General features: G+C 63.4%; 23 protein-coding genes. 13 read left to right on the forward strand and 10 right to left on the reverse strand.

Annotated elements, in window-relative coordinates; all coding sequences use genetic code 11:
• The first annotated feature begins 360 nt into the window (after positions 1 to 360).
• The 13 genes from KI237_RS28710 (at position 361) to KI237_RS28770 (ending at position 9,719) form a co-directional block, all read left to right on the forward strand.
• On the forward strand, positions 361 to 1,284 hold the full coding sequence (locus tag KI237_RS28710) for a sigma 54-interacting transcriptional regulator (RefSeq protein WP_212798019.1): 924 nt from the start codon (positions 361 to 363) through the stop codon (positions 1,282 to 1,284).
• Between the two features lie 93 nt (positions 1,285 to 1,377).
• The gene (locus tag KI237_RS28715) at positions 1,378 to 1,587 is read left to right on the forward strand and encodes a type III secretion system major pilin HrpA (RefSeq protein WP_003177441.1); all 210 of its coding nucleotides are present in this window, start codon (positions 1,378 to 1,380) and stop codon (positions 1,585 to 1,587) included.
• A gap of 59 nt (positions 1,588 to 1,646) precedes the next feature.
• Positions 1,647 to 2,558, forward strand: a complete 912-nt coding sequence (locus tag KI237_RS28720; protein WP_212798020.1) for a type III secretion protein — start codon at positions 1,647 to 1,649, stop codon at positions 2,556 to 2,558.
• A 53-nt stretch (positions 2,559 to 2,611) separates the two neighbouring features.
• Positions 2,612 to 2,986, forward strand: coding sequence for a type III secretion system inner rod subunit SctI (gene sctI, locus KI237_RS28725; RefSeq protein WP_212798021.1), 375 nt, complete (start codon positions 2,612 to 2,614; stop codon positions 2,984 to 2,986).
• A gap of 14 nt (positions 2,987 to 3,000) precedes the next feature.
• Positions 3,001 to 3,888: a type III secretion system inner membrane ring lipoprotein SctJ gene (gene sctJ / locus KI237_RS28730; protein ID WP_212798022.1), complete on the forward strand. Its 888-nt coding sequence runs from the start codon at positions 3,001 to 3,003 to the stop codon at positions 3,886 to 3,888.
• Positions 3,885 to 4,469 carry a hypothetical protein gene (locus KI237_RS28735; RefSeq protein ID WP_212798023.1) on the forward strand — a complete coding sequence of 195 codons (585 nt, stop codon included), beginning with the start codon at positions 3,885 to 3,887 and terminating at the stop codon, positions 4,467 to 4,469. Before sctJ ends, KI237_RS28735 begins: the two co-directional genes overlap by 4 nt.
• A complete protein-coding gene (gene sctL / locus KI237_RS28740) occupies positions 4,447 to 5,040 on the forward strand; it encodes a type III secretion system stator protein SctL (protein ID WP_212798024.1) in 594 nt (197 codons plus the stop codon). Before KI237_RS28735 ends, sctL begins: the two co-directional genes overlap by 23 nt.
• A gap of 754 nt (positions 5,041 to 5,794) precedes the next feature.
• Positions 5,795 to 6,067 (forward strand): serine kinase, encoded by a 273-nt coding sequence (locus KI237_RS28745; RefSeq protein ID WP_212798025.1) that lies wholly within the window; start codon positions 5,795 to 5,797, stop codon positions 6,065 to 6,067.
• On the forward strand, positions 6,054 to 6,491 hold the full coding sequence (locus tag KI237_RS28750; protein WP_212798026.1) for a type III secretion system chaperone: 438 nt from the start codon (positions 6,054 to 6,056) through the stop codon (positions 6,489 to 6,491). Before KI237_RS28745 ends, KI237_RS28750 begins: the two co-directional genes overlap by 14 nt.
• On the forward strand, positions 6,484 to 8,634 hold the full coding sequence (gene sctC, locus KI237_RS28755; protein WP_212798027.1) for a type III secretion system outer membrane ring subunit SctC: 2,151 nt from the start codon (positions 6,484 to 6,486) through the stop codon (positions 8,632 to 8,634). Before KI237_RS28750 ends, sctC begins: the two co-directional genes overlap by 8 nt.
• Positions 8,631 to 8,840, forward strand: coding sequence for an HrpT family type III secretion system protein (hrpT, locus tag KI237_RS28760; RefSeq protein ID WP_024619913.1), 210 nt, complete (start codon positions 8,631 to 8,633; stop codon positions 8,838 to 8,840). Before sctC ends, hrpT begins: the two co-directional genes overlap by 4 nt.
• Positions 8,841 to 8,846: 6 nt before the next feature.
• Positions 8,847 to 9,224, forward strand: a complete 378-nt coding sequence (locus KI237_RS28765; protein ID WP_212798028.1) for a hypothetical protein — start codon at positions 8,847 to 8,849, stop codon at positions 9,222 to 9,224.
• Positions 9,225 to 9,269: 45 nt separating this feature from the next.
• Positions 9,270 to 9,719, forward strand: a complete 450-nt coding sequence (locus KI237_RS28770) for a type III secretion system chaperone (protein ID WP_212798029.1) — start codon at positions 9,270 to 9,272, stop codon at positions 9,717 to 9,719.
• Between the two features lie 65 nt (positions 9,720 to 9,784).
• Here KI237_RS28770 and KI237_RS28775 read toward each other — a convergent pair whose 3' ends face one another.
• From KI237_RS28775 to KI237_RS28820, 10 genes are all read right to left on the reverse strand, one after another.
• Positions 9,785 to 10,303, reverse strand: a complete 519-nt coding sequence (locus KI237_RS28775; RefSeq protein WP_212798030.1) for a type III effector — start codon at positions 10,301 to 10,303, stop codon at positions 9,785 to 9,787.
• 117 nt (positions 10,304 to 10,420) lie between these two features.
• Positions 10,421 to 11,521: a type III secretion system export apparatus subunit SctU gene (gene sctU, locus KI237_RS28780; protein WP_212798031.1), complete on the reverse strand. Its 1,101-nt coding sequence runs from the start codon at positions 11,519 to 11,521 to the stop codon at positions 10,421 to 10,423.
• Positions 11,522 to 11,536: 15 nt separating this feature from the next.
• Complete coding sequence (gene sctT, locus KI237_RS28785; protein ID WP_212798032.1) at positions 11,537 to 12,334, reverse strand: type III secretion system export apparatus subunit SctT; 798 nt, start codon at positions 12,332 to 12,334, stop codon at positions 11,537 to 11,539.
• Positions 12,334 to 12,588, reverse strand: coding sequence for a type III secretion system export apparatus subunit SctS (gene sctS, locus KI237_RS28790; protein WP_003206603.1), 255 nt, complete (start codon positions 12,586 to 12,588; stop codon positions 12,334 to 12,336). Before sctS ends, sctT begins: the two co-directional genes overlap by 1 nt.
• Before the next feature lie 9 nt (positions 12,589 to 12,597).
• Positions 12,598 to 13,251, reverse strand: coding sequence for a type III secretion system export apparatus subunit SctR (sctR, locus tag KI237_RS28795; RefSeq protein ID WP_063323918.1), 654 nt, complete (start codon positions 13,249 to 13,251; stop codon positions 12,598 to 12,600).
• Entirely contained in the window at positions 13,248 to 14,354 is a 1,107-nt protein-coding gene (gene sctQ / locus KI237_RS28800; protein ID WP_212798033.1) for a type III secretion system cytoplasmic ring protein SctQ, read from the reverse strand. Before sctQ ends, sctR begins: the two co-directional genes overlap by 4 nt.
• Positions 14,351 to 14,920 carry a type III secretion protein gene (locus KI237_RS28805; protein WP_249410675.1) on the reverse strand — a complete coding sequence of 190 codons (570 nt, stop codon included), beginning with the start codon at positions 14,918 to 14,920 and terminating at the stop codon, positions 14,351 to 14,353. The genes sctQ and KI237_RS28805 overlap by 4 nt, the downstream gene beginning before the upstream one ends.
• Positions 14,913 to 15,332, reverse strand: a complete 420-nt coding sequence (locus KI237_RS28810) for a hypothetical protein (RefSeq protein ID WP_212798034.1) — start codon at positions 15,330 to 15,332, stop codon at positions 14,913 to 14,915. The genes KI237_RS28805 and KI237_RS28810 overlap by 8 nt, the downstream gene beginning before the upstream one ends.
• Positions 15,319 to 16,677 carry a FliI/YscN family ATPase gene (locus KI237_RS28815; RefSeq protein ID WP_212800712.1) on the reverse strand — a complete coding sequence of 453 codons (1,359 nt, stop codon included), beginning with the start codon at positions 16,675 to 16,677 and terminating at the stop codon, positions 15,319 to 15,321. The genes KI237_RS28810 and KI237_RS28815 overlap by 14 nt, the downstream gene beginning before the upstream one ends.
• Positions 16,677 to 17,570: an FHA domain-containing protein gene (locus KI237_RS28820; protein ID WP_212798035.1), complete on the reverse strand. Its 894-nt coding sequence runs from the start codon at positions 17,568 to 17,570 to the stop codon at positions 16,677 to 16,679. The genes KI237_RS28815 and KI237_RS28820 overlap by 1 nt, the downstream gene beginning before the upstream one ends.
• Position 17,571 lies beyond the last annotated feature (1 nt).

Genomic DNA, 17,571 nt, shown 5'->3' on the forward strand with positions numbered 1-17,571 from the left:
AACACAAAGTTGAGAGTAGTGCTGGCCTCTAGAGTTCTTACTCAAAGTAAGGGCCTGAGCTGAACCGTTTGTCGGATCCAATTTTTCCAAAGGACGCCATCCTCGCTCCTTTTCCGCCTGTGCCCCGTGCCAGGCGGGTTGTGCAGGGCATTTGAGCCTTGCTGACCGTTTAGCTGAATCGATTAACAGTGGCCGCGCAGCATGAACTTTTTTTTAATCTCTTCTCTAAACCTCGTGACCAGCAAAATGTTCATTACTCGTGCAGTCGCGCGGCGGCGCTAACTAGAGGAAGTTTTACACGCCTTTTCATCGTTCAACTTGTCGACCCTCCTAACCAAACAAGAAATGGAATCGTCAGTGATGCAAAAGCTGCTATGCGCTGCACTTTCCAATCCCTATAAAGAAGATGCCCTCAACCTCGAGGCGTTTGTCCAATCCGTCGCTCCGCTCATGATCGACGTGTTGCTACGCGGCGAAACCGGCACCGGTAAAGACACGCTGGCAGAAAAGATCCATCGCATGTCCGGCTGCTCCGGCAAGTTCGTTGCCATCAACTGCGCGGCCATTCCCGAAACCCTCGCCGAGAGCCAGCTTTTCGGGGCCAACACCGGCGCCTTTACCGGGGCCAGCCAAAATCGCGCGGGGTTCGTCGAAGCCGCGCATAACGGCACGCTCTACCTGGATGAAATCGACAGCATGCCGTTGGGCCTGCAAGCCAAGCTGCTGCGAGTCCTGGAATCCAGGACGGTCCAGCGCCTGGGCTCGACCCAGAACATCCCGGTGAACATGCGGGTGATCGCCTCCGCCCAGTGTGCGCTGGGAGAAATGGTCGAACGTGGTGAGTTTCGCAGGGACCTTTATTTTCGCCTGAACATCATCAGCCTCAAGCTGCCCCCACTGCGCAGCCGCAAGGAGCGCATCGTACCGCTGTTCCAGTCGCTGGTGCGCCGGGAGGCCCAGGCACTTGACCGGCCCTACGTCGCACCCTCGCCAGCGCTGTTGCGCCAACTGCTCGGCTACGCCTGGCCTGGCAACATCCGCGAGCTGCAGTCCGCCGCCAAGCGGTACGTGCTCGGCCTGCCGGCACTGCCTCGCGCCGAGCAACTGGAAAACAGCAGCTCGACGCTCAAGTTGAAAGAACACCTGCAGCAGTTCGAAAAAATCCTCATCGAGGACTGCATGCGCCGCCACCATCATTGCATCGACAAAGTCATCGCCGAACTGGGTATCGCCCGGCGCACGCTGTATTACCGGATGAAGTGCCTGCAAATATCGACGAGTTGAGTGGGATCGGTGGAACCGTTTACGCAACGGTCGCCACTTAACCAGCGAGACGCTCACGATCGTCTCGCCATTCCACAACCCGGAGATACGACTATGAGTTTTGGTGGACTTTCTCTCGCGGCTTCCACGGCTGCCATGCAGCAGATGGACGCGACCTCGGCTGCGATGACAACCATGAAATCCGAATTCGACCAGAAAAAACTGGTCGCCGACACCATGAACGCAATCGCGGCAGGGTCGATGGACACCGCAACCAAAGCCATCACCGCCATGGGGGAGGCCTCGAAAAACATACGATTCTGACCCTCTCGCTCCAGCCCCGCTCCGGCGGGGTAACCTCAAGCGCGATGCGAGGAGGCGCTATGCACATCGACTTGCCAGACAGCCTTCGAGCTCTCAGAGACCTGTCCCATGACGAGCCCACGCTGCGTCCTGCGCCGACTCCGCCAGGCCTGCACCTGGCGCTGCACGGAGCCGGCGACCGGTTAAGGGAATCGCTCATCCAGTGGGGCGACGAAAAGGGTTCGGCCGGCGGACAGTCTCGGTCCGGCTGGCCGAGCCCTCAGGACAGATTCGCCGCGGAGACCGAAGACCCTTTGCGCCTGGTACTGGAAGACATCCTGGAAGAGATCAACAGCGGCACCGGCTCCAATCTCGACGTCGATATCGATGACGCCTATTCCAACGAGGACCTGTTCAACGACCTGGCGCAAATGTTCGCCCATCGCCGGCAGCCCATCGGTGACAACGATGTCGACAGCCAAAGCGATTTCGGCAATGCCAACAACCCCTTCTGTGGCGCGCTGTTCGGCGCCTGGGAGATGGAAGGCGATCACGCCACGCGGCGTAGTCGTCATGACGCGAGCCTGTCGCTGCTGCTCAAGATCATCGCGGTCCTGGGTCGAAGGAAACTGCTGACGCTGCTGGACATCGACGAAGGCGACGGCCAGGCGCGGTATGAACCAGACGACCAGGACCTGTTGTTCGAGATTGCCGCCTTCATGGATCAGCACCCGACGCGCTATCCCCCACCGGCGACCCTCGACGCAGAACGGTGGACATGGACCGAACGCATTGCCCGCGGCACAGCGCTGGACGCTCGCGAAACCCGGTTGTTCCAGCTTGCCCTGGAAGAGCTGGACTTCGCCCTCGCCCGCCTGGCCGGCCAACAGGCCCCGTTGCGCCAGCGTGCCCGGCGCAACCGGGCAGAAATCGAGTTTCACCTGAGCGTCACGGGTAGCGCTCGCAACGTCTTGAGGCTGATGTGCGCCTGAAGGCGCCCAGCCCTTTGAGTTTTCAAACCGACCGTTGAAACAGGAGACATTCCGTGGACATACACGCCATCGACCCCAGCAACCTCGCCTCCACGTCCACCCAAACGAGCGCCAGGCCACAAGCGAGCGCCGAGACCAGCGATGTCAGTTGGTTCAACGCACAAATGCGCGAAAAAGCCCCCGCCCCGGACAGCGAAAACAATGTCGCAGCACGCATCATTGACTCGCTGTCGAGCCGCTCCGGTGAACTGCAGCGCCTGGACGACCGCGCCAACCGGGACATGCTCAAGGCTATCCGCACTGCCGACCCGCAGGACATGTTGCAGTCCAACCGCTCGTTGTCGTCCTTCCACCTGGAAAGCCTGATGACCGCGAAAGTGGTCAGCAAAGGCTCCCAGGCCATCGAGAAGCTCACCAATCTTCAGTAAAGGGAAGCCCGGTCATGTCCATGCGCGCGCTCTCAACACTGTTGCTATGCCTGCTGCTCACCGGTTGCAACGAACGGACGGTGTTGCACAGCCATCTTTCCGAGCAGGATGCCAACGAAGTGATCGCCGAGCTGGCGAACAAGAACGTGGAGGCGAGCAAGCAAGTCGACAAAGAGGGGCTGACCGTGCTGGTCGAGCCTGCCGACATGAACAGCGCCGTCCAGGTCCTCGAAGCCGCCGGCCTGCCGCGTCGTTCACGCTCCAGCCTGGGGGAGATCTTCCGCAAGGAAGGGGTCATTTCCACGCCGATGGAAGAGCGTGCCCGCTATATCTATGCGCTGTCCCAGGAGCTCGAATCGACGCTTTCACAAATCGATGGCGTGGTGCTCGCCCGGGTCCATGTGGTCCTGCCGGAGCGGGTGGCCCCGGGAGAGCCGGTCCAGCCGGCATCGGCCTCGGTGTTTATCAAGCACACCAGTGCCCTGGACCCCGACAGCATTACCCCGCGCGTGCGCAACCTGGTCGCCAGCGGGATTCCCGGCATGGCCGACGCCGCTCAGAACCCGGCCAAGTTATCGGTGGTATTCGTTCCCGCCGCGCCGTATCAGGAGCGGCGCAAGATGGCGTATTTCGGCCCCTTCCTCATGCAAGCCGACGACATTGGCTATTGGCGGGCGGTGACCGTGACGGCAAGCATCACCTTGCTCGCCATCCTGATGGGCATCTTGTATGGCCTCTACCGGCTATGGCGCAACGGCGTGTTGGTGCTGCCACGATTTCTCGATCGCACGCTCACCCAACCAGCCGGGACACCCGCCGCCCCCCAAAGCCACGCGACACCTGGGCTGTTTGCCGTGAAAAACCCAGGGGCCAAACCCGACAGTAACGGGACCGCCGCATGACGGCGCAAATTGCATGGGTTCGCTGGTGGAGCCTCGCGTGGCGCGAAGCAGACCGGGGCTGGTATTCATCGGCGCTTTGCCGGCTGACCGCGCCACAGGTCGACGCCCTCGCCCGGGGGCAGCATGCCGCGCTTGCCCGCAGCTTCGGTATGACGCCGTGCACGCCACCACAACCCAGCCCGGCGCTGCAATCGTTGTTCTGCGGCACGCCCCGGACCTTGGCCCTTGCCTGCGAACTGGTGGCGAGCACTTGCGCACCGTTAACACCAGCACAAGCACTTTCGGCGCAAGACCGAGCCTGGTGCGAGCGCACCGCCAAAGCCCTGCGCCCGGGGCACTGGCTCGAAAAAGACCAGGATCCACTCGCCCTGCTGCGCGCCTGGTTGGGCGAACGGGCTTGGGAACGAGCGCGCCTGGCGTTCCCACGCGACAGAATCCTCGCCATCGAATCGGCACCCGCTCCTCTACCGCCAGCCGCCAAGCTGAACACGCTTTGGCAGTCGGCCTGCTGGAAGGCTGAGCAAAGCTTGGCAGCCCCTATCCAAACGGAGAGACACGATGCTCGCTCGGCGTTCGCTTGAACTGCGCCCCGATGGCCAAGGCCTGGCGCAGCCCTATATCGCACGCGAAACCCTGGTGGACTGTGCCCGCGCGCAGGTCGTCCTCGAACAGGCCCAGGCGCAGGCTGCGCAATGGCTTGAACGCGCCAGCGCAGAGGCGGACGCGACCGTGCTCGAAGCTCAAGCGCAATTCTGGGAAAAGGCCGAAACCTTGCTCGCCGCGTGGGAAACCCAGCGTCAAGCCATGTGGGAGCGAATCGAGACGAGTGCTGCACACCTGGTCAACGAGGCCCTGGGGACGCTGTTGAACGAGGTCCCGGAGCAGGCACGCATCGATGCGCTCGTCCGCCAACTGGCGTCGCGCCAGGATGACCCGGTCAGCGCCACCCTTCGCTGTCATCCTGAAGACCTGCCAAACCTGACCCAGAGCCTGGGCACCGACGGCCGACGCCCCTGGACGCCGATGGCCGATGCCGACATGGAACGACATCAATTGAAGCTGGAAACGCCAGGCGGTACATACCTGCTCGACTGGTCCACCGCCGTCGAAGCCCTGTGCCTGCCCGAACCACAACACACCACCGCAAGCTGACCCACCGCCATCGCGAGCAAGCTCAGCTCCCACAAGGGATGCTGGGTGACTGTGATGCTTGTGAACACCCCGAAAAAACTGTGGGAGCGAGCTTGCTCGCGATGATGGCGGCACAGCCAACACCTTCATCAACTGACCCATCGCCATCGCGAGCAAGCTCAGCTCCCACAAGGGATGCTGGGTGGCTGTGATGCTTGTGAACACCCCGAAAAAACTGTGGGAGCGAGCTTGCTCGCGATGATGGCGGCACAGCCAACATCTTCATCAACTGACCCACCGCCATCGCGAGCAAGCTCAGCTCCCACAAGGGATGCTGGGTGACTGTGATGCTTGTGAACACCCACAAATGGATCAAAGTACGACCGGAAGAGCCAGGCCGGCTGTCAGGCCGCCTCGGCGTGGACGTTGATCTCGGCGCCCCGTTAACCACGCTGGCCGAACGCAGGCATTGCGTAGTGGGCATCCCGGCATGGATGCCGGATAGCCGCGCTGGACCATGGATGGTCCTTCGCGGCGGGCCCACGGAACAATGCCGGAGTGCGGGCATGCCGAGCCTAGGCGAGGCACCAAGTGGTGGGGCAGAACGGTTTTGGTTACTTTTGCGCTTCTCAAAAGTGACTCGCCGTCAGGGCGAAACCCTAAGTGGCCGTTACCGCAGCAAAGGATATGTACTCGATCAAAAAATCCTGGCCAGCTGTCAGACCACCATCACCCCGCCGGCTTTTTTCCTCATTTGCGCGGAACCGCCAACGGCATGACCACCACTCACATCGTGAACATGCCCAACCCAGAGGAACCGCCCATGTCTTCCACCGATGCCGTCCAGCGCCGCCTCGATACCTACTTCCAACGCGCGACCGACAACGTCAACAACGCTGCGATGAACGCGGCAGAAAGCCAGTCACTCGACGACATGCACTCATTCCTGACCAGCATGAACGGCATGTCCGTCGCGGTTAACGCAGCGACTCAACAGACCACGGCCCATCACAACCTCGCCAAGGCGATCATCGATGCAATGCCATGAGCTGCGCGCACAGCTCACCCGCTGGAACGCCGACGTCGATGGCCCGGAGCACTTCACCGTGGTCATCGACGATGGCGAAGCAACGTTCAGCAAGCTCGACGAAGGCCTGCTGGCATCGGTCGAACTGACCGTCCCGGTGACCCACGAGGTGGCTCTGGAAGAGCTGCTTCGGTTGGCGCACCCAAGCCTCTCGCGATTTCCCGGCGCGCTGGCCCGTTCGCCGCAAGACGGCCGGTTGTGGCTGCTGGCGCAGCTGCCGCTGGACGGGCACATCGACGACGTGATCGAGGTGCTCGAAGCACTGCTCAACCAGCGTGACACCTGGCAATCCATTCTCAATAAAGACCAACGTGCCGTTGCCGCGCCCGTGGCGCGAAGCCTCTCGCACTCTCACTTGCTCGGAACAGGAATCCGCCATGCCTAACAGGTGGCTTGCACCGTACCGCTTGATGACCGCAGGCAAGGTAAACCTTCGCCAGTTGATCGCACGCCGCTGGGCGAAACCATCGCTGATCGCACTGGCATTGGCCGGCGCGCTTGGCGCTGGCATGCCGGCAGAGGCGGCCATACCGACCGACTGGAAGAACACGCCTTACGCCTACGACGCCCAGAGCACACCGCTGGCCAAGGTACTCGGCGACTTTGCCAATACCTTCGCGGTGCAACTGGTGATCGACGGCACGGTGAAAGGCACCGTCGAGGGGCGGATGCGTGCCGAAAGCCCCCAGGCGTTCCTCGACAGGCTCGGCCTGGAAAATCGCTTCCAGTGGTTCATGTACGGCAACACGTTGTACGTCAGCCCCTTGCAGAACCAGGACTCCACGCGCCTGGAAGTGTCCGCCGATGCCGTGCCGGACATGAAGCAAGCCCTGACCGACATCGGCCTGCTGGATCCGCGTTTCGGCTGGGGTGAATTGCCCGATGAAGGCGTGGTCCTGGTCTCCGGCCCGGAGCGCTATGTGCGCTTGGTGACGCAGTTTGCCGAAGCACGCAAGACCCCCGAGGAAAAGCAGGAAGTGATCAGCTTCCCGCTGCGCTATGCCACCGCCGCCGACCGCAACGTCAAGTACCGTGGTGAAACGCTGGTCATTCCGGGGGTCGCCAGCATCCTGAAAGGTTTGCTGGAAAGTCGCAGCGCCGTGTCAGGGGGCATGCAGACGGCCTCGCCCCAAGCATCGTTCCAGAACATGCAGGCCCAGCAGTCCACGACCATGGGCAACATCGAACAGCTGGCACTCAACGGCATGGGTCGGCCGAACACCAGCCGTGTGCCGTCTGGCGCGAACAGCAGTGGAGGCGGCCGGGGCAAGATCCGCGTCGAAGCCGACGTGCGCAACAACGCGGTACTCATCTACGACGCGCCCAAGCGACGGGAAATCTACACGCCGCTGATTCGTGATGTGGACGTGCCGCGCAAGCTGGTGGAGATCGATGCGATCATCCTCGACATCGACCGCACGCAACTGGCCGAACTGGCCTCGAACTGGAACGTCGAGAGCGGCGACCTGATCGGTGGAGCGTCGATGATTCGTCCCGGCGCCAGCTCGACGGTGTTCATTCAGGACTACGGTGATTTTTCCGCGCAACTGCGGGCGCTGGAGGGCCGTGGCCTGGCCTCGGTGGTGGCGAACCCGTCGGTACTGACCCTGGAGAACCAGCCGGCGGTCATCGACTTCAGCCGGACCGAGTACATCTCGGCCATCGGCGAGCGCGTAGCCACCGTCGAGCCCATCACGGCAGGCACCAGCTTGCAGGTCGTGCCCCATGCCATCGAGACCGGGGGCCGCAACCAGATCCAGATGTCCCTGGACATCGAGGACGGTCGCATCGAACCCTCGGAAGTCGGCCAGCAGACACCCAGCGTGCGCCGGGGCGTGGTCAGCACCCAGGCTGTCATGGGGGAAAGCCGGTCATTGGTGGTAGGCGGTTTTCATACCGAAGAAACCGGCGATAACCTCGAACGGGTGCCATGGCTGGGTCGCATCCCGCTGATCGGACCGCTGCTGTTTTCCTCGACCACGCGCGAAACCAGTCGCCGCGAACGGGTGTTCATCCTGACGCCTCGCCTGATCGGCGACCAGGTCGACCCGGCCCGCTACATCTCCGCCCTTGACCGCGAACAGGTCGACAGCGCCATGGCCCGCCTGGAAGAGCGTCGCAACGGCACCCGCCCCGTCGGTCGTATCGAGGTCAGCGACGTCCTCGCCCAACTCGCCGACGGCAACATTCCGGCCACGTTCAAGCAAGCGGCCTCGATTCCTTATTCGCCCGACACATTGTGCGCGTTGCAACCCGGGCTATCGCTGGATGCTGCCCGGGCCCAATGGTTCGCCGGCCCCGATTACGGCATCGCCGTGGGCGTGGTACGCAACGATGGCCAGCAAAGGTTGCGCTTCGATGAAGCGAGCTGCGGCAGCCGCTGGGCCCTGGCCACTTCCGCCTGGCCCAAGGTATGGCTTGAGCCCGGCGAGGAAACGGAAGTGTTCGTGGTCATGAAACAACCCACACGCACGCCAGGCGGCGAGCGCCCTTCTCTTCTGCAAACCAGCGCGAGGACCTTGCCATGAGTCGCACGCCACTGTTGCTCGTTTTATTGCTGAGCCTGCCGGTGTTCGCCGGCTGCGCGAACCGCTCGGGCTGCCAGGGCGATGCCTGCAGCCGCGCCGAACCGGACAACGGTCGGCTGGTGATCTGGTGGTCACCCGGCATGCGCGGCGGCCTTGGCTCCCCCGAACACCCACTGGACCATACGGTCGTCCCATTGGAGAACTGAAACGCTATGTCTTTTTCGGTACACAGCGTAAGCACTCGCCAGGCCTTCCAGAAGAACATCATCGCCGGCATCGCGACGTATTGGGAAATAGCCCCAGGCATTGAGTTCTGTCTGCGACGCGAGCCTCACAGCGTGGGGCTCGCCTTACAAATTCAAAGCCAGGCGCTGCGTGCAAACCAGATCCAGCATGCGCTTGAACGGCGCTTCGCCCACCCGACCGACTACGCGCAAGTGTTCGTTTTTCTCGATCCGCAGCGAGCACTCGTGGTCTGGCAGGCGCTGCCCGATGCGCCGCTGTCCACTGAACTACTCGATGAAATCCAGTCCCGTCAGCTATCGCTGCTGGGCCTGGAAGACCTCGATGATTACTCGGCCACTTATTGAGCGAAACACAGTGATTCATACCGGCTTTATTCAGGGAGGTTTTCCATGACCGTCGCCCCGCTTGCCCAGCGCTTGATCTCGGCCCTCGCGGAACATTTGCATGCGCACTTGCAGTTGGAAGGTGGCGTGTGCGCGCTGTATGACGCGAGCAACCGCGAAGCCGTGGTCATCGAGTTGCCCGATCACGGCGATGTCGCCATCCTCCATAGCTCGATCGATGTACCTGCCCACGCGCCCGGCTTACACAAGCGCTTGCTGGAACTCAACTTTCGACTGGATCTGCTCGGCGGCAGCTGGCTGGCCCTGGACGATAAGGGCAGCGTTCGCTTGTGTGCCCATTGTCCGCTGGCGATGCTCGACGAGGCGCGGTTCTGCCATTGGATCGTCGGTTTCATCGCCCAGGTCGGCGACGTTCGGGCGCGCTTGGCGGTGCCTGCAACGCCGGGCAGCCCTCGTCCGGCCTCGCTCAACACAAGCCGCACCCGACTGGGATAGGCGATCGTGGTGCAGATGCACATCGGCCCGGACACCACGCCCGGGGTCGATGTACACCCTGCACCTTATCGAAGCTTCATCGCCTCGCCACCCTCCTGCATGACTTTCCTTGCGCTGTCCATGAAGCCCTTGGTGACTTCCGTCACTGTATCGCTCATCAACTTGGCCATGTCGGCGGAGCTTTTGACGAGCAGCATGGCGCTCTGGCGTTCTTCCATGCCCATTTGCAGCTGGAACTGCTTTTCCATCAACTGCTTTTGACGGGTTTCCATCTCGCTCATGAAAGAGTCCGGCGTGCGAGACTCCGAAGTGCGGTTGGACGTTTGCGCGTCATCCAGCGGTTGCGTGTCATTCGGCGCCGCCGCGTGGCTGGCGTCCCGCGTTCGGGTGCGGCCACGCTGATGCACCGCCGGTGGCGTCGAGGAGGAACGTCCCCGGCCATGCAGGCTTTGGGTGCCTTCGCGCTGCTGCGCCTCGCGGGGTCGTTGGCTCAGCGAGGGTGAGCGCGATGGCGATAAGCTGTCGGTGCCATGCAGGGCACCTGTGCCCCTTAAGGGGCTCGTCAGGGAACTGGGTTCGGGCATGGGAATCCTCCACGAATCGATGTCTGTGTAGTGGGCACTGTCGGCAGACCGGTATCCTGCGGACGAGCCTGGCTCACTCCCTGAGTGGCAACCGGGTGTGCATCGGTTCCATCGACCTCAACGCTGGTTCAATTCCGGAATCTCGATCACCTCGCCCTTGGCCTCATCATCCAGTTCGCGCAACACCCGATAAATATGCGCAACCGCCTGGAGCGTTTCCCGGGGGATGTAACCGCCGACGTCTTCACGGTAGATCGTGCGCGCCAGCCAGATGCACTGGATGACCGGAACCCGCGCCGCCTTGGCCCGCTCGATCAGCGCCCGGGCCTCGGCATCGACACCTTTGACGATCAACTGCGGCAGCGGTGTTTCCTCGGGGCGATACAACAGCGCGACGGCAAAGTGGGTGGGGTTGACCACCAGCATGTCGGCGTCTTCCACCGGCTTGGTCTCTTTGTTGACGGGCTGGTCGACCAATTGCCGGGCCAGGCTGCGGCGATGCATTTTTACGTGGGGGTCGCCTTCCATTTCCTTGAACTCTTTACGCACCTCTTCCTCGCTCATGCGCAGGCGCTTGGCGAAGAAATATTTCTGCAGGCCGAAGTCGAGGATCGCCAGCACCAGCAATACACCCAGGCAAATGTGCATGATGTGCCGAAACAGACTGGCCAGCCCGCGCCAATAGCTGTGCAGGTCGCCGTTGACCAGGCTGATCAACGAACCGAGCGCCGGCAGGGTCACCAGATAGATCACGGTGCCGATAAACACAGCCTTGACCAGCCCCATGAACAGGTTGATCAGCGCCTGGCCGGAGAACATCTGCTTGGCCTGGTTCATCGGGTTCAACCGGTTCGGATCCGGCTGCAGGGCCTCGGGGGCGAACAGGAAACCGAACTGTATCCAACCGGCCACCAGGCGCGTGACGATCGCCAGCCCCACGGTCATCAAGGTGAAGTTGAGCAGCACGCCACCGGCATGGGCCAAGGTCTCCTCGAAGGCACGCACGAAGTCGACATCCAGCCGATGCAGCGGGAATGTCACCATGTCTCCCAAGGCCTGCATGCTGTCGTCGGCCTGGGTCAATGCCACTTCGGTGATCGCCGCCAGCACCAGCAGGCTGCTCAAGTCCTGGCTTTGGCCGACCTGGCCTTTGTTGCGTGCATCGCGAATCTTCTTCGGCGTCGCCCGCTTGGTCTTTTCGCCACTGTCTTCGCTCATGGGCGAAGCCCTCCTTCAGGGCGCCTGCAACAACAGGTGAAGCAGATGCCGGATTTCGCCATAGCGACCAAGACGGCCGGTCATCGCGTCCCACATCGTGGGCAGGTAGAACAGCAGGAAGCCCAGGCCAATCAGGCTCTTGGCCGGCATGGCGAGGACGAACACCTGCAATTGCGGGCTATACAGGCTGAGCAGCGCCAGGCTGAACTCCACCAGCAACAGCAAGCCTATAAAGGGCGCCGCGTAGAGCATCATGTGCATGAACATTTCGGCGAGCAGCCCGAGAAACACACCGAAGCCATCCGCGCCAGGCAATGGAAACCAAACGGTGGGTGACCACACCAGGTAGCTGTCCCAGATCACTTGGGTCAACGTGCCAATGCCCAAGGTGGTGACCAGCAGCAAGATCGTCATCTCCTTGAACAACAGGCCCAGAGGCGTGGTGTCGGTGCCGAGCGCCGGGTTCAACTGGCCACCGATGAGCGCACCGCGCTGGTTGTCCAGCAAGGCGCCCACCGATTCGTACAACCAGAACGGCATCGCCAGCAGCACCCCGAGCAAGAAGCCCAGCACCAGTTCCTTGAACATCAACCCGGCCAGCGACAGCCAATTGACCTGGGCATCAATCAGCGCCTGGCGAATACCCGGCGCCGGCAACATGCCCAGGGCAAACACAACGGCATGGCGCGGCAAGCCTCGCAGGTGCTGGAAGCAAAACACCGGGACCAGGTAAGCGACCGGGTAAATGCGCGCCATGCCGAGCGCGATCGACAGCAGCAAGTCGAAATACGGGACAAAAGCCTGGGCCGTCATCAGGTGTTGGCCATCATTTCAAATGCCCGACGCAGCAGCCCCAGCAATTCCACGCCGATCCAGCGGCCCGTGACCAGCAAGGTCAGCCCGACCGCCACCAGCTTGATGCCAAAGGGCAAGGTCTGGTCCTGGATCTGCATCAAGGCCTGCACCAGGGACGTCAGCACACCGACGATCACCGCCACGATCAAAGGTGGTGCGGAGAGCAGGACCACCAGCAGCATGCCTTCCTTAAACAACGTCAGCGCGTCCATCGCACGTCCTCAAAGATAGGAATAGAAGAGGCTGTCGAGCAATTGCGTCCAGCCCTGCACGAGGACAAAAATCAGCAGCTTGAGCGGCAACGAAATGGTCATGGGCGCGACCATCTGCATGCCGAGCGCCAGCAGCAGGTTGGACACGATCAGGTCGATGACAATGAACGGGATATAGATCAAAAATCCCATCTGGAAACCGGCCTCGAGCTCCGACAGCATGAAGGCCGGGATGAGCAGCATCAGGTCGTCGCGGCTGGCCTGCTCGGCGCGCTCCTTGGGCCACATCCGCTGGGTGTTTTCCAGCAGGTGGGCAAGGATGTCCGGGTTGGTATTGCGCGACATGAAGGCCTGCAACGGTTTTACCGCGTTCAGCGCAGAACCTTGCAACGCCTCGGTGCTGCTGAAATCCAGCGGCTGTTCCTTCAGCTGTTCGGCGATGTTGTGGCCCACCGGCGCCATGATGAACAGCGTCGCGGCCAGGGCAATGGCATACAAGGCCATATTGGGTGGCACCTGCTGCACGCCGATGGCGTTACGGGTGATGGTCAACACGATGGCTATCTTGAGAAAGGCGCTGCAGATGATCAGCAGCAGGGGGACCAACGAAATCCCACCAATGAACAGCGCCAGCAGAAAGGGGTCGACCCCCTGGAAGCTCATCCAGCCACATCCACGCGAGCGATTTGCAGGCCCAGTCGGCCATCGACCTCGACCAGCTCGCCATGGGCCAGGGATCGTTCGCCATAGAACAGCGCCGCTGTCCCGGGTGTCACGCCTTGCACTTGCAGCACCGCGCCGGGCGCCAGGTTGCGCAGCTCGCCCAGGGTCAGGCTCAAGTGACCGCAGCGTATCGTGAGCGCCAGCGGCAGGTCGTCGAAGCGTTCGGGGAGATCGGCAGCGACCGGCTCCGTCATTGGCGCCTCTTGGGTTTCAGCGGCGGCATAGGCCGACAGCGGGTGCTCGGCCGCTTCGGCGGCTTGGGCGTCAGGTTCGTAGCCGGTGCTATCGTCCCAGTCCGGCGTCAGGATGTCGGTGTCGGCGGTGGTGCTCATAATGGTCTCCTCCAGAGCGAGCAAGGTCAGGCGCAACGGCGCGGCACGGCTGTGTACCCGCACCTGCAAACAATGCCGGCCCAGGCGAATCAGCCCCTGGCCGGATGAATCGAACAGAGCGGTTTGCGGCACCAACACATCACCGGGGCGCAACATCGCCAACTGCCCGGCGGCCAGCGCCAGGTGTCCCAGTTCCAACGGCACATGCAGCGCAAAGTCTGCGATCCCCGGCGCGGCTCGCCGTTGCCAGGGCGCGGCGCGAAGCAGCCCCAGCAAGGTCGCACTGGGCATTTCCAGATGGCTGGTGACGCGGGCCGCGCCCACCTTCACGTCGAGCCGGCAAGCAATGCCCTGCACCGCGGGTCCGGCCGCTGGTTTGATAAAACCGAATGCCTGGCGCAGGGGCTCGCTCAGGGTTTGCTGGAACAGCGACCAGAACCACGCGTCATCCGGTCCAGGTTCGGCAGGCAGGACCACCGGGCATTCACCGAATAGGCTGAGCACCGCGCCGGGTTCGTCCAAGGTAAAAACACCATGGGCACACGCCAGCACACACGGTGTGCTCCCAGCCGCAGCGCCGCCCGGAATCAGCTCCAGCAGGCCCGTCTCGCCCGCCACCTCGAAGGACAACCGGACGCCAATTCCCAATAGTCGCCGGGTGGTGGCGTCCTCGCTGCCCACAGTCGGCAGCACCAATGCATGGACTGTCATGTCGCGCTAACCTCCTCTTCGCGCCCCACGCGCACGCTCACCGGCTGGCCCAGGCTTTGGGTCAGTGCCTCTTCGAGGCGGCCGGATCGACTCGACAGCCGCGCCTGTACATCTGCACTTTCGCAGCTCAAGCCGATGTCCCACCCGGACGCCTCGCCTAGCCGCCGGGCGGATACCTTGATGCGGCCCAGGTTGGGAAGATGCAGCAGCAGGTCCAGTTGCTGGTCGAGCGTGGCGCGCAAGCGTGGCGTGAGCTGGTCGACAAACGCCTCCTCTTCGCCGCTCGACAGATTCACCAGGCCCGACAGTGAACCGGTGCCGGCGCTGTCATCCTGCGCACCGCCCCGTGGCGCATCGACCCACTGGCGGAACCAGTAACCGTCACTGCTTCCTGCCGTCATGTCGGGGTCGCGCCCGGTGGCAGGGGCACACTCGCGTGCCACCGCACGGCTTGCCCGACTCACCTGGGCAGGCGGTTGCTCATACGCCCGAGGCGGATGCCGAACGGGGGGCGCCGAGGGGTTGCTGTGCGATGTCGGCCCACCGCGCACGCTGCGTTCATTCATCGCCAGGGGTCTCCACCAGGTACTCCATCATTGCGCTGAGCTTTTCCAGATCTCGCCGGCGCCCTTGTAGCCGCTGCTGGGCAGCAGCTGTTTGCTGTGCCTGTTGCGCCTGTTCATCGTCCAGTGCCTGCACGGCCCGCGCTTGCTCGGCCAGCTCGCCGATCAAACGACGCTCCTGGGTACTCCAGGCATTCAGTTCGCACACGCTCAACGCCCGGCCACGGTGCTCGCCGTACAATGCCTCGCGCTGCACCGCCTGTTGCTCACGGGTCGCCTGCATCTGCGCGCGCGCGGCGGCAACCGCAGCTTGGCGCTCACGCAAAAGCTCGCGCTGCTGGCGCCAGGCCCGCTCGGCTTGCGCTTCGCGGTGGCGGCGTATCGGCGCCAGGGCGTCCAGATCAACCCGGGACATAGGCGGTCAACTGCTGCAGGTGGGCGAGCGTAGATGCAAACAGCTCCGGCTCACGCAGGTCCTGGCGCAGAAAGGCGTCCAGGGCGCCACGCGATTCCACCGCCAGGTCGGTCAAGGGGTCGGCGCCGGCCTGGTATTCGCCCAAGCGCAACATCAGTTCGATTTGCTCATAGGCCGACAGCAATCGACGCAGATTGATGCCCGCCCGCAGGTGCTCCGACTCGGCCACGTTGGCCAGGGTTCGCGACAGGCTGGCCAGCACATCGATTGCCGGGTAGTGGCCGCGCTCGGCGAGCTTGCGCGATAGCACGATGTGACCGTCGAGCAGCGAACGCACTTCATCCGCCACGGGATCGTTCATGGAGTCCTGCTCGATGAGCACCGTATAAAACGCGGTGATAGCGCCCTCGTTGGTCAGCCCGGCCCGCTCGACCAGGCGCGGCAGCAGGCTGTAGACGGACGGCGGCAGGCCGCCGCGCCCCAACGGCTCGCCGGCGGCCAGGCCGATCTCACGCTGGGCCCGGGCGAAGCGGGTCAGCGAGTCGATGAGCAGCAGGACGCGCTGGCCCCGGGCACGAAACCCCTCGGCCAATGCCGTTGCGGTGAACGCCGCACGGGCGCGTTCCATGCTGGAGCGGTCGGAGGTGGCGCACACCAGCACCGCACGGGCACGCAGTTCATCATCCAGCTCATGGTCGAGGAATTCGCGCAGTTCGCGCCCACGCTCGCCGATCAGGCCGAACACGATGACATCGCAATCAACGTTCCGGGCAATCTCCGCCAGCAGCGTGGTCTTGCCGCAACCGGCGCCGGCGAACAACCCCACACGCTGGCCTTCGCCGAGCGTCAGCGGGCCGTCGATGGCGCGTACGCCGGTCATCAAGGGCCGTTGGATACGCGGTCGCGCGGTGGGTGCCGGGGCCTCGCCAATCACCTGCGAAGCTTGCAGCACGTGGGGTCCGGCAAACGCCCCGGCACCACCGTCCACCAGTGGCCGACCGAAGCCATCCAGCACCTGGCCCAGCAACTGCGGCCCCACGCACACCCGATGGGGCATGCCCAGCGGCTCCACCGCCGCACCGACCCGAACGCCCTCCAGGCCGCCCAAGGCGCTGAGCAAGGCATCGTGCTGGTCGAAGCCGACAATTTCGGCGAGCAGCGGCTCACGTGCGTCGCGCTCGACCCGGCAGAGGTCGCCGATCTGCGCCCCTGGCAATCGGCACTGCAACAGAATGCCGCTGACTCGCTGCACCCGTCCGCGCACCATGACCGGCGCGAAGCGACGCAAGTGCGCCAATTGCCCGGCCTCCCAGGCCTCCAGCCGCGCGATGGCCGCCTGCGTCATCACCAGGTGACCTCGTAGCGTTGGTCGCCCTCGAAGGTGACCTTGCCGCTGTCGATGGCGGTCAAGCGCAGGCCATCGATCTGGTCGCCCAGGAACAACCGACGTCCATCGGCGGTGACCACGTGACCATGCTTGCCGCCCACGATCTGGGCGATCTGGAACGGCAGTTTCGTCAGTCGTTCCTTGACGCTGGCCGTGATCCCGACTGGCGTTTCATAGCGGTCGTGGAAGCGCTCGATCAGCCGTTCGACCATCGCCAGGCGTTGACGCGGCAGCTCACCCACCAGAACCAGCTGGTCGCCCTGGCTCTCGACCCGTACACCGGCGCCCAAATCACGCTCCTGGAGCATGCGATCAAGCTCCAGGCGGACCGCCTCGACATTGTCCAAGGCCACCTTGGTCTGCTTGAGCTGCTGGGCCGGGCTACGCGCCACGGTCTGCGCCGGCTGGCTGGTAAAGGCCCAAGCGCTGGAGGCAACGGTGATCACCGCCGCCGCAATGGCCAGGCGCTTGGGCCACGACGGCCGCACGGCGGGCTTCGGGGTTTCCCGGTCCACCACCCGCTGCGCCGCGTCATCCAGCGCCGCCTCTTCGGGCCAGGGTTGATCGGCCGGGGCCAGGCACAGCCAAACGCCTGCCACGGCAAACGGGGCATTGCTCTGCAAGGGCTCGGCCGCTGCCCAAGGCTGGCCTTGTCCATCGCAAACCGCACCCTCCAGCCGTTCCAGCAGCCATTGGCCCTGCACCTGTCGCAGGCCTACGTGACGCCCGCAGATGCCCGGATCGTAAAGCGCCAGGTCGGCCTCCTCCGACGCCCCGACCACCCATTGCTCGCCAACCAGCGGCAACGCCGCACCTCGGTGCAGACCACTCAAAACTCGCAGCTCGAACATG

It is taken from the genome of Pseudomonas sp. St316, from assembly GCF_018325905.1.
Taxonomy (GTDB): Bacteria; Pseudomonadota; Gammaproteobacteria; order Pseudomonadales; family Pseudomonadaceae; genus Aquipseudomonas.

Coding starts and splice junctions, on each gene's coding strand:
- sctT (WP_212798032.1), bottom strand. CDS start 12,334: ATGACGGCCCAGGCTTTTGTCCCGTATTTCGACTTGCTGCTGTCGATC.
- KI237_RS28770 (WP_212798029.1), top strand. CDS start 9,270: ATGACCGTCGCCCCGCTTGCCCAGCGCTTGATCTCGGCCCTCGCGGAA.
- sctQ (WP_212798033.1), bottom strand. CDS start 14,354: ATGACAGTCCATGCATTGGTGCTGCCGACTGTGGGCAGCGAGGACGCC.
- KI237_RS28720 (WP_212798020.1), top strand. CDS start 1,647: ATGCACATCGACTTGCCAGACAGCCTTCGAGCTCTCAGAGACCTGTCC.
- KI237_RS28820 (WP_212798035.1), bottom strand. CDS start 17,570: ATGTTCGAGCTGCGAGTTTTGAGTGGTCTGCACCGAGGTGCGGCGTTG.
- KI237_RS28815 (WP_212800712.1), bottom strand. CDS start 16,677: ATGACGCAGGCGGCCATCGCGCGGCTGGAGGCCTGGGAGGCCGGGCAA.
- KI237_RS28810 (WP_212798034.1), bottom strand. CDS start 15,332: ATGTCCCGGGTTGATCTGGACGCCCTGGCGCCGATACGCCGCCACCGC.
- KI237_RS28745 (WP_212798025.1), top strand. CDS start 5,795: ATGACCACCACTCACATCGTGAACATGCCCAACCCAGAGGAACCGCCC.
- sctR (WP_063323918.1), bottom strand. CDS start 13,251: ATGAGCTTCCAGGGGGTCGACCCCTTTCTGCTGGCGCTGTTCATTGGT.
- sctJ (WP_212798022.1), top strand. CDS start 3,001: ATGTCCATGCGCGCGCTCTCAACACTGTTGCTATGCCTGCTGCTCACC.
- sctC (WP_212798027.1), top strand. CDS start 6,484: ATGCCTAACAGGTGGCTTGCACCGTACCGCTTGATGACCGCAGGCAAG.
- KI237_RS28805 (WP_249410675.1), bottom strand. CDS start 14,920: ATGAATGAACGCAGCGTGCGCGGTGGGCCGACATCGCACAGCAACCCC.
- sctU (WP_212798031.1), bottom strand. CDS start 11,521: ATGAGCGAAGACAGTGGCGAAAAGACCAAGCGGGCGACGCCGAAGAAG.
- KI237_RS28775 (WP_212798030.1), bottom strand. CDS start 10,303: ATGCCCGAACCCAGTTCCCTGACGAGCCCCTTAAGGGGCACAGGTGCC.
- KI237_RS28710 (WP_212798019.1), top strand. CDS start 361: ATGCAAAAGCTGCTATGCGCTGCACTTTCCAATCCCTATAAAGAAGAT.
- KI237_RS28735 (WP_212798023.1), top strand. CDS start 3,885: ATGACGGCGCAAATTGCATGGGTTCGCTGGTGGAGCCTCGCGTGGCGC.
- sctL (WP_212798024.1), top strand. CDS start 4,447: ATGCTCGCTCGGCGTTCGCTTGAACTGCGCCCCGATGGCCAAGGCCTG.
- KI237_RS28765 (WP_212798028.1), top strand. CDS start 8,847: ATGTCTTTTTCGGTACACAGCGTAAGCACTCGCCAGGCCTTCCAGAAG.
- sctS (WP_003206603.1), bottom strand. CDS start 12,588: ATGGACGCGCTGACGTTGTTTAAGGAAGGCATGCTGCTGGTGGTCCTG.
- hrpT (WP_024619913.1), top strand. CDS start 8,631: ATGAGTCGCACGCCACTGTTGCTCGTTTTATTGCTGAGCCTGCCGGTG.
- KI237_RS28750 (WP_212798026.1), top strand. CDS start 6,054: ATGCAATGCCATGAGCTGCGCGCACAGCTCACCCGCTGGAACGCCGAC.
- KI237_RS28715 (WP_003177441.1), top strand. CDS start 1,378: ATGAGTTTTGGTGGACTTTCTCTCGCGGCTTCCACGGCTGCCATGCAG.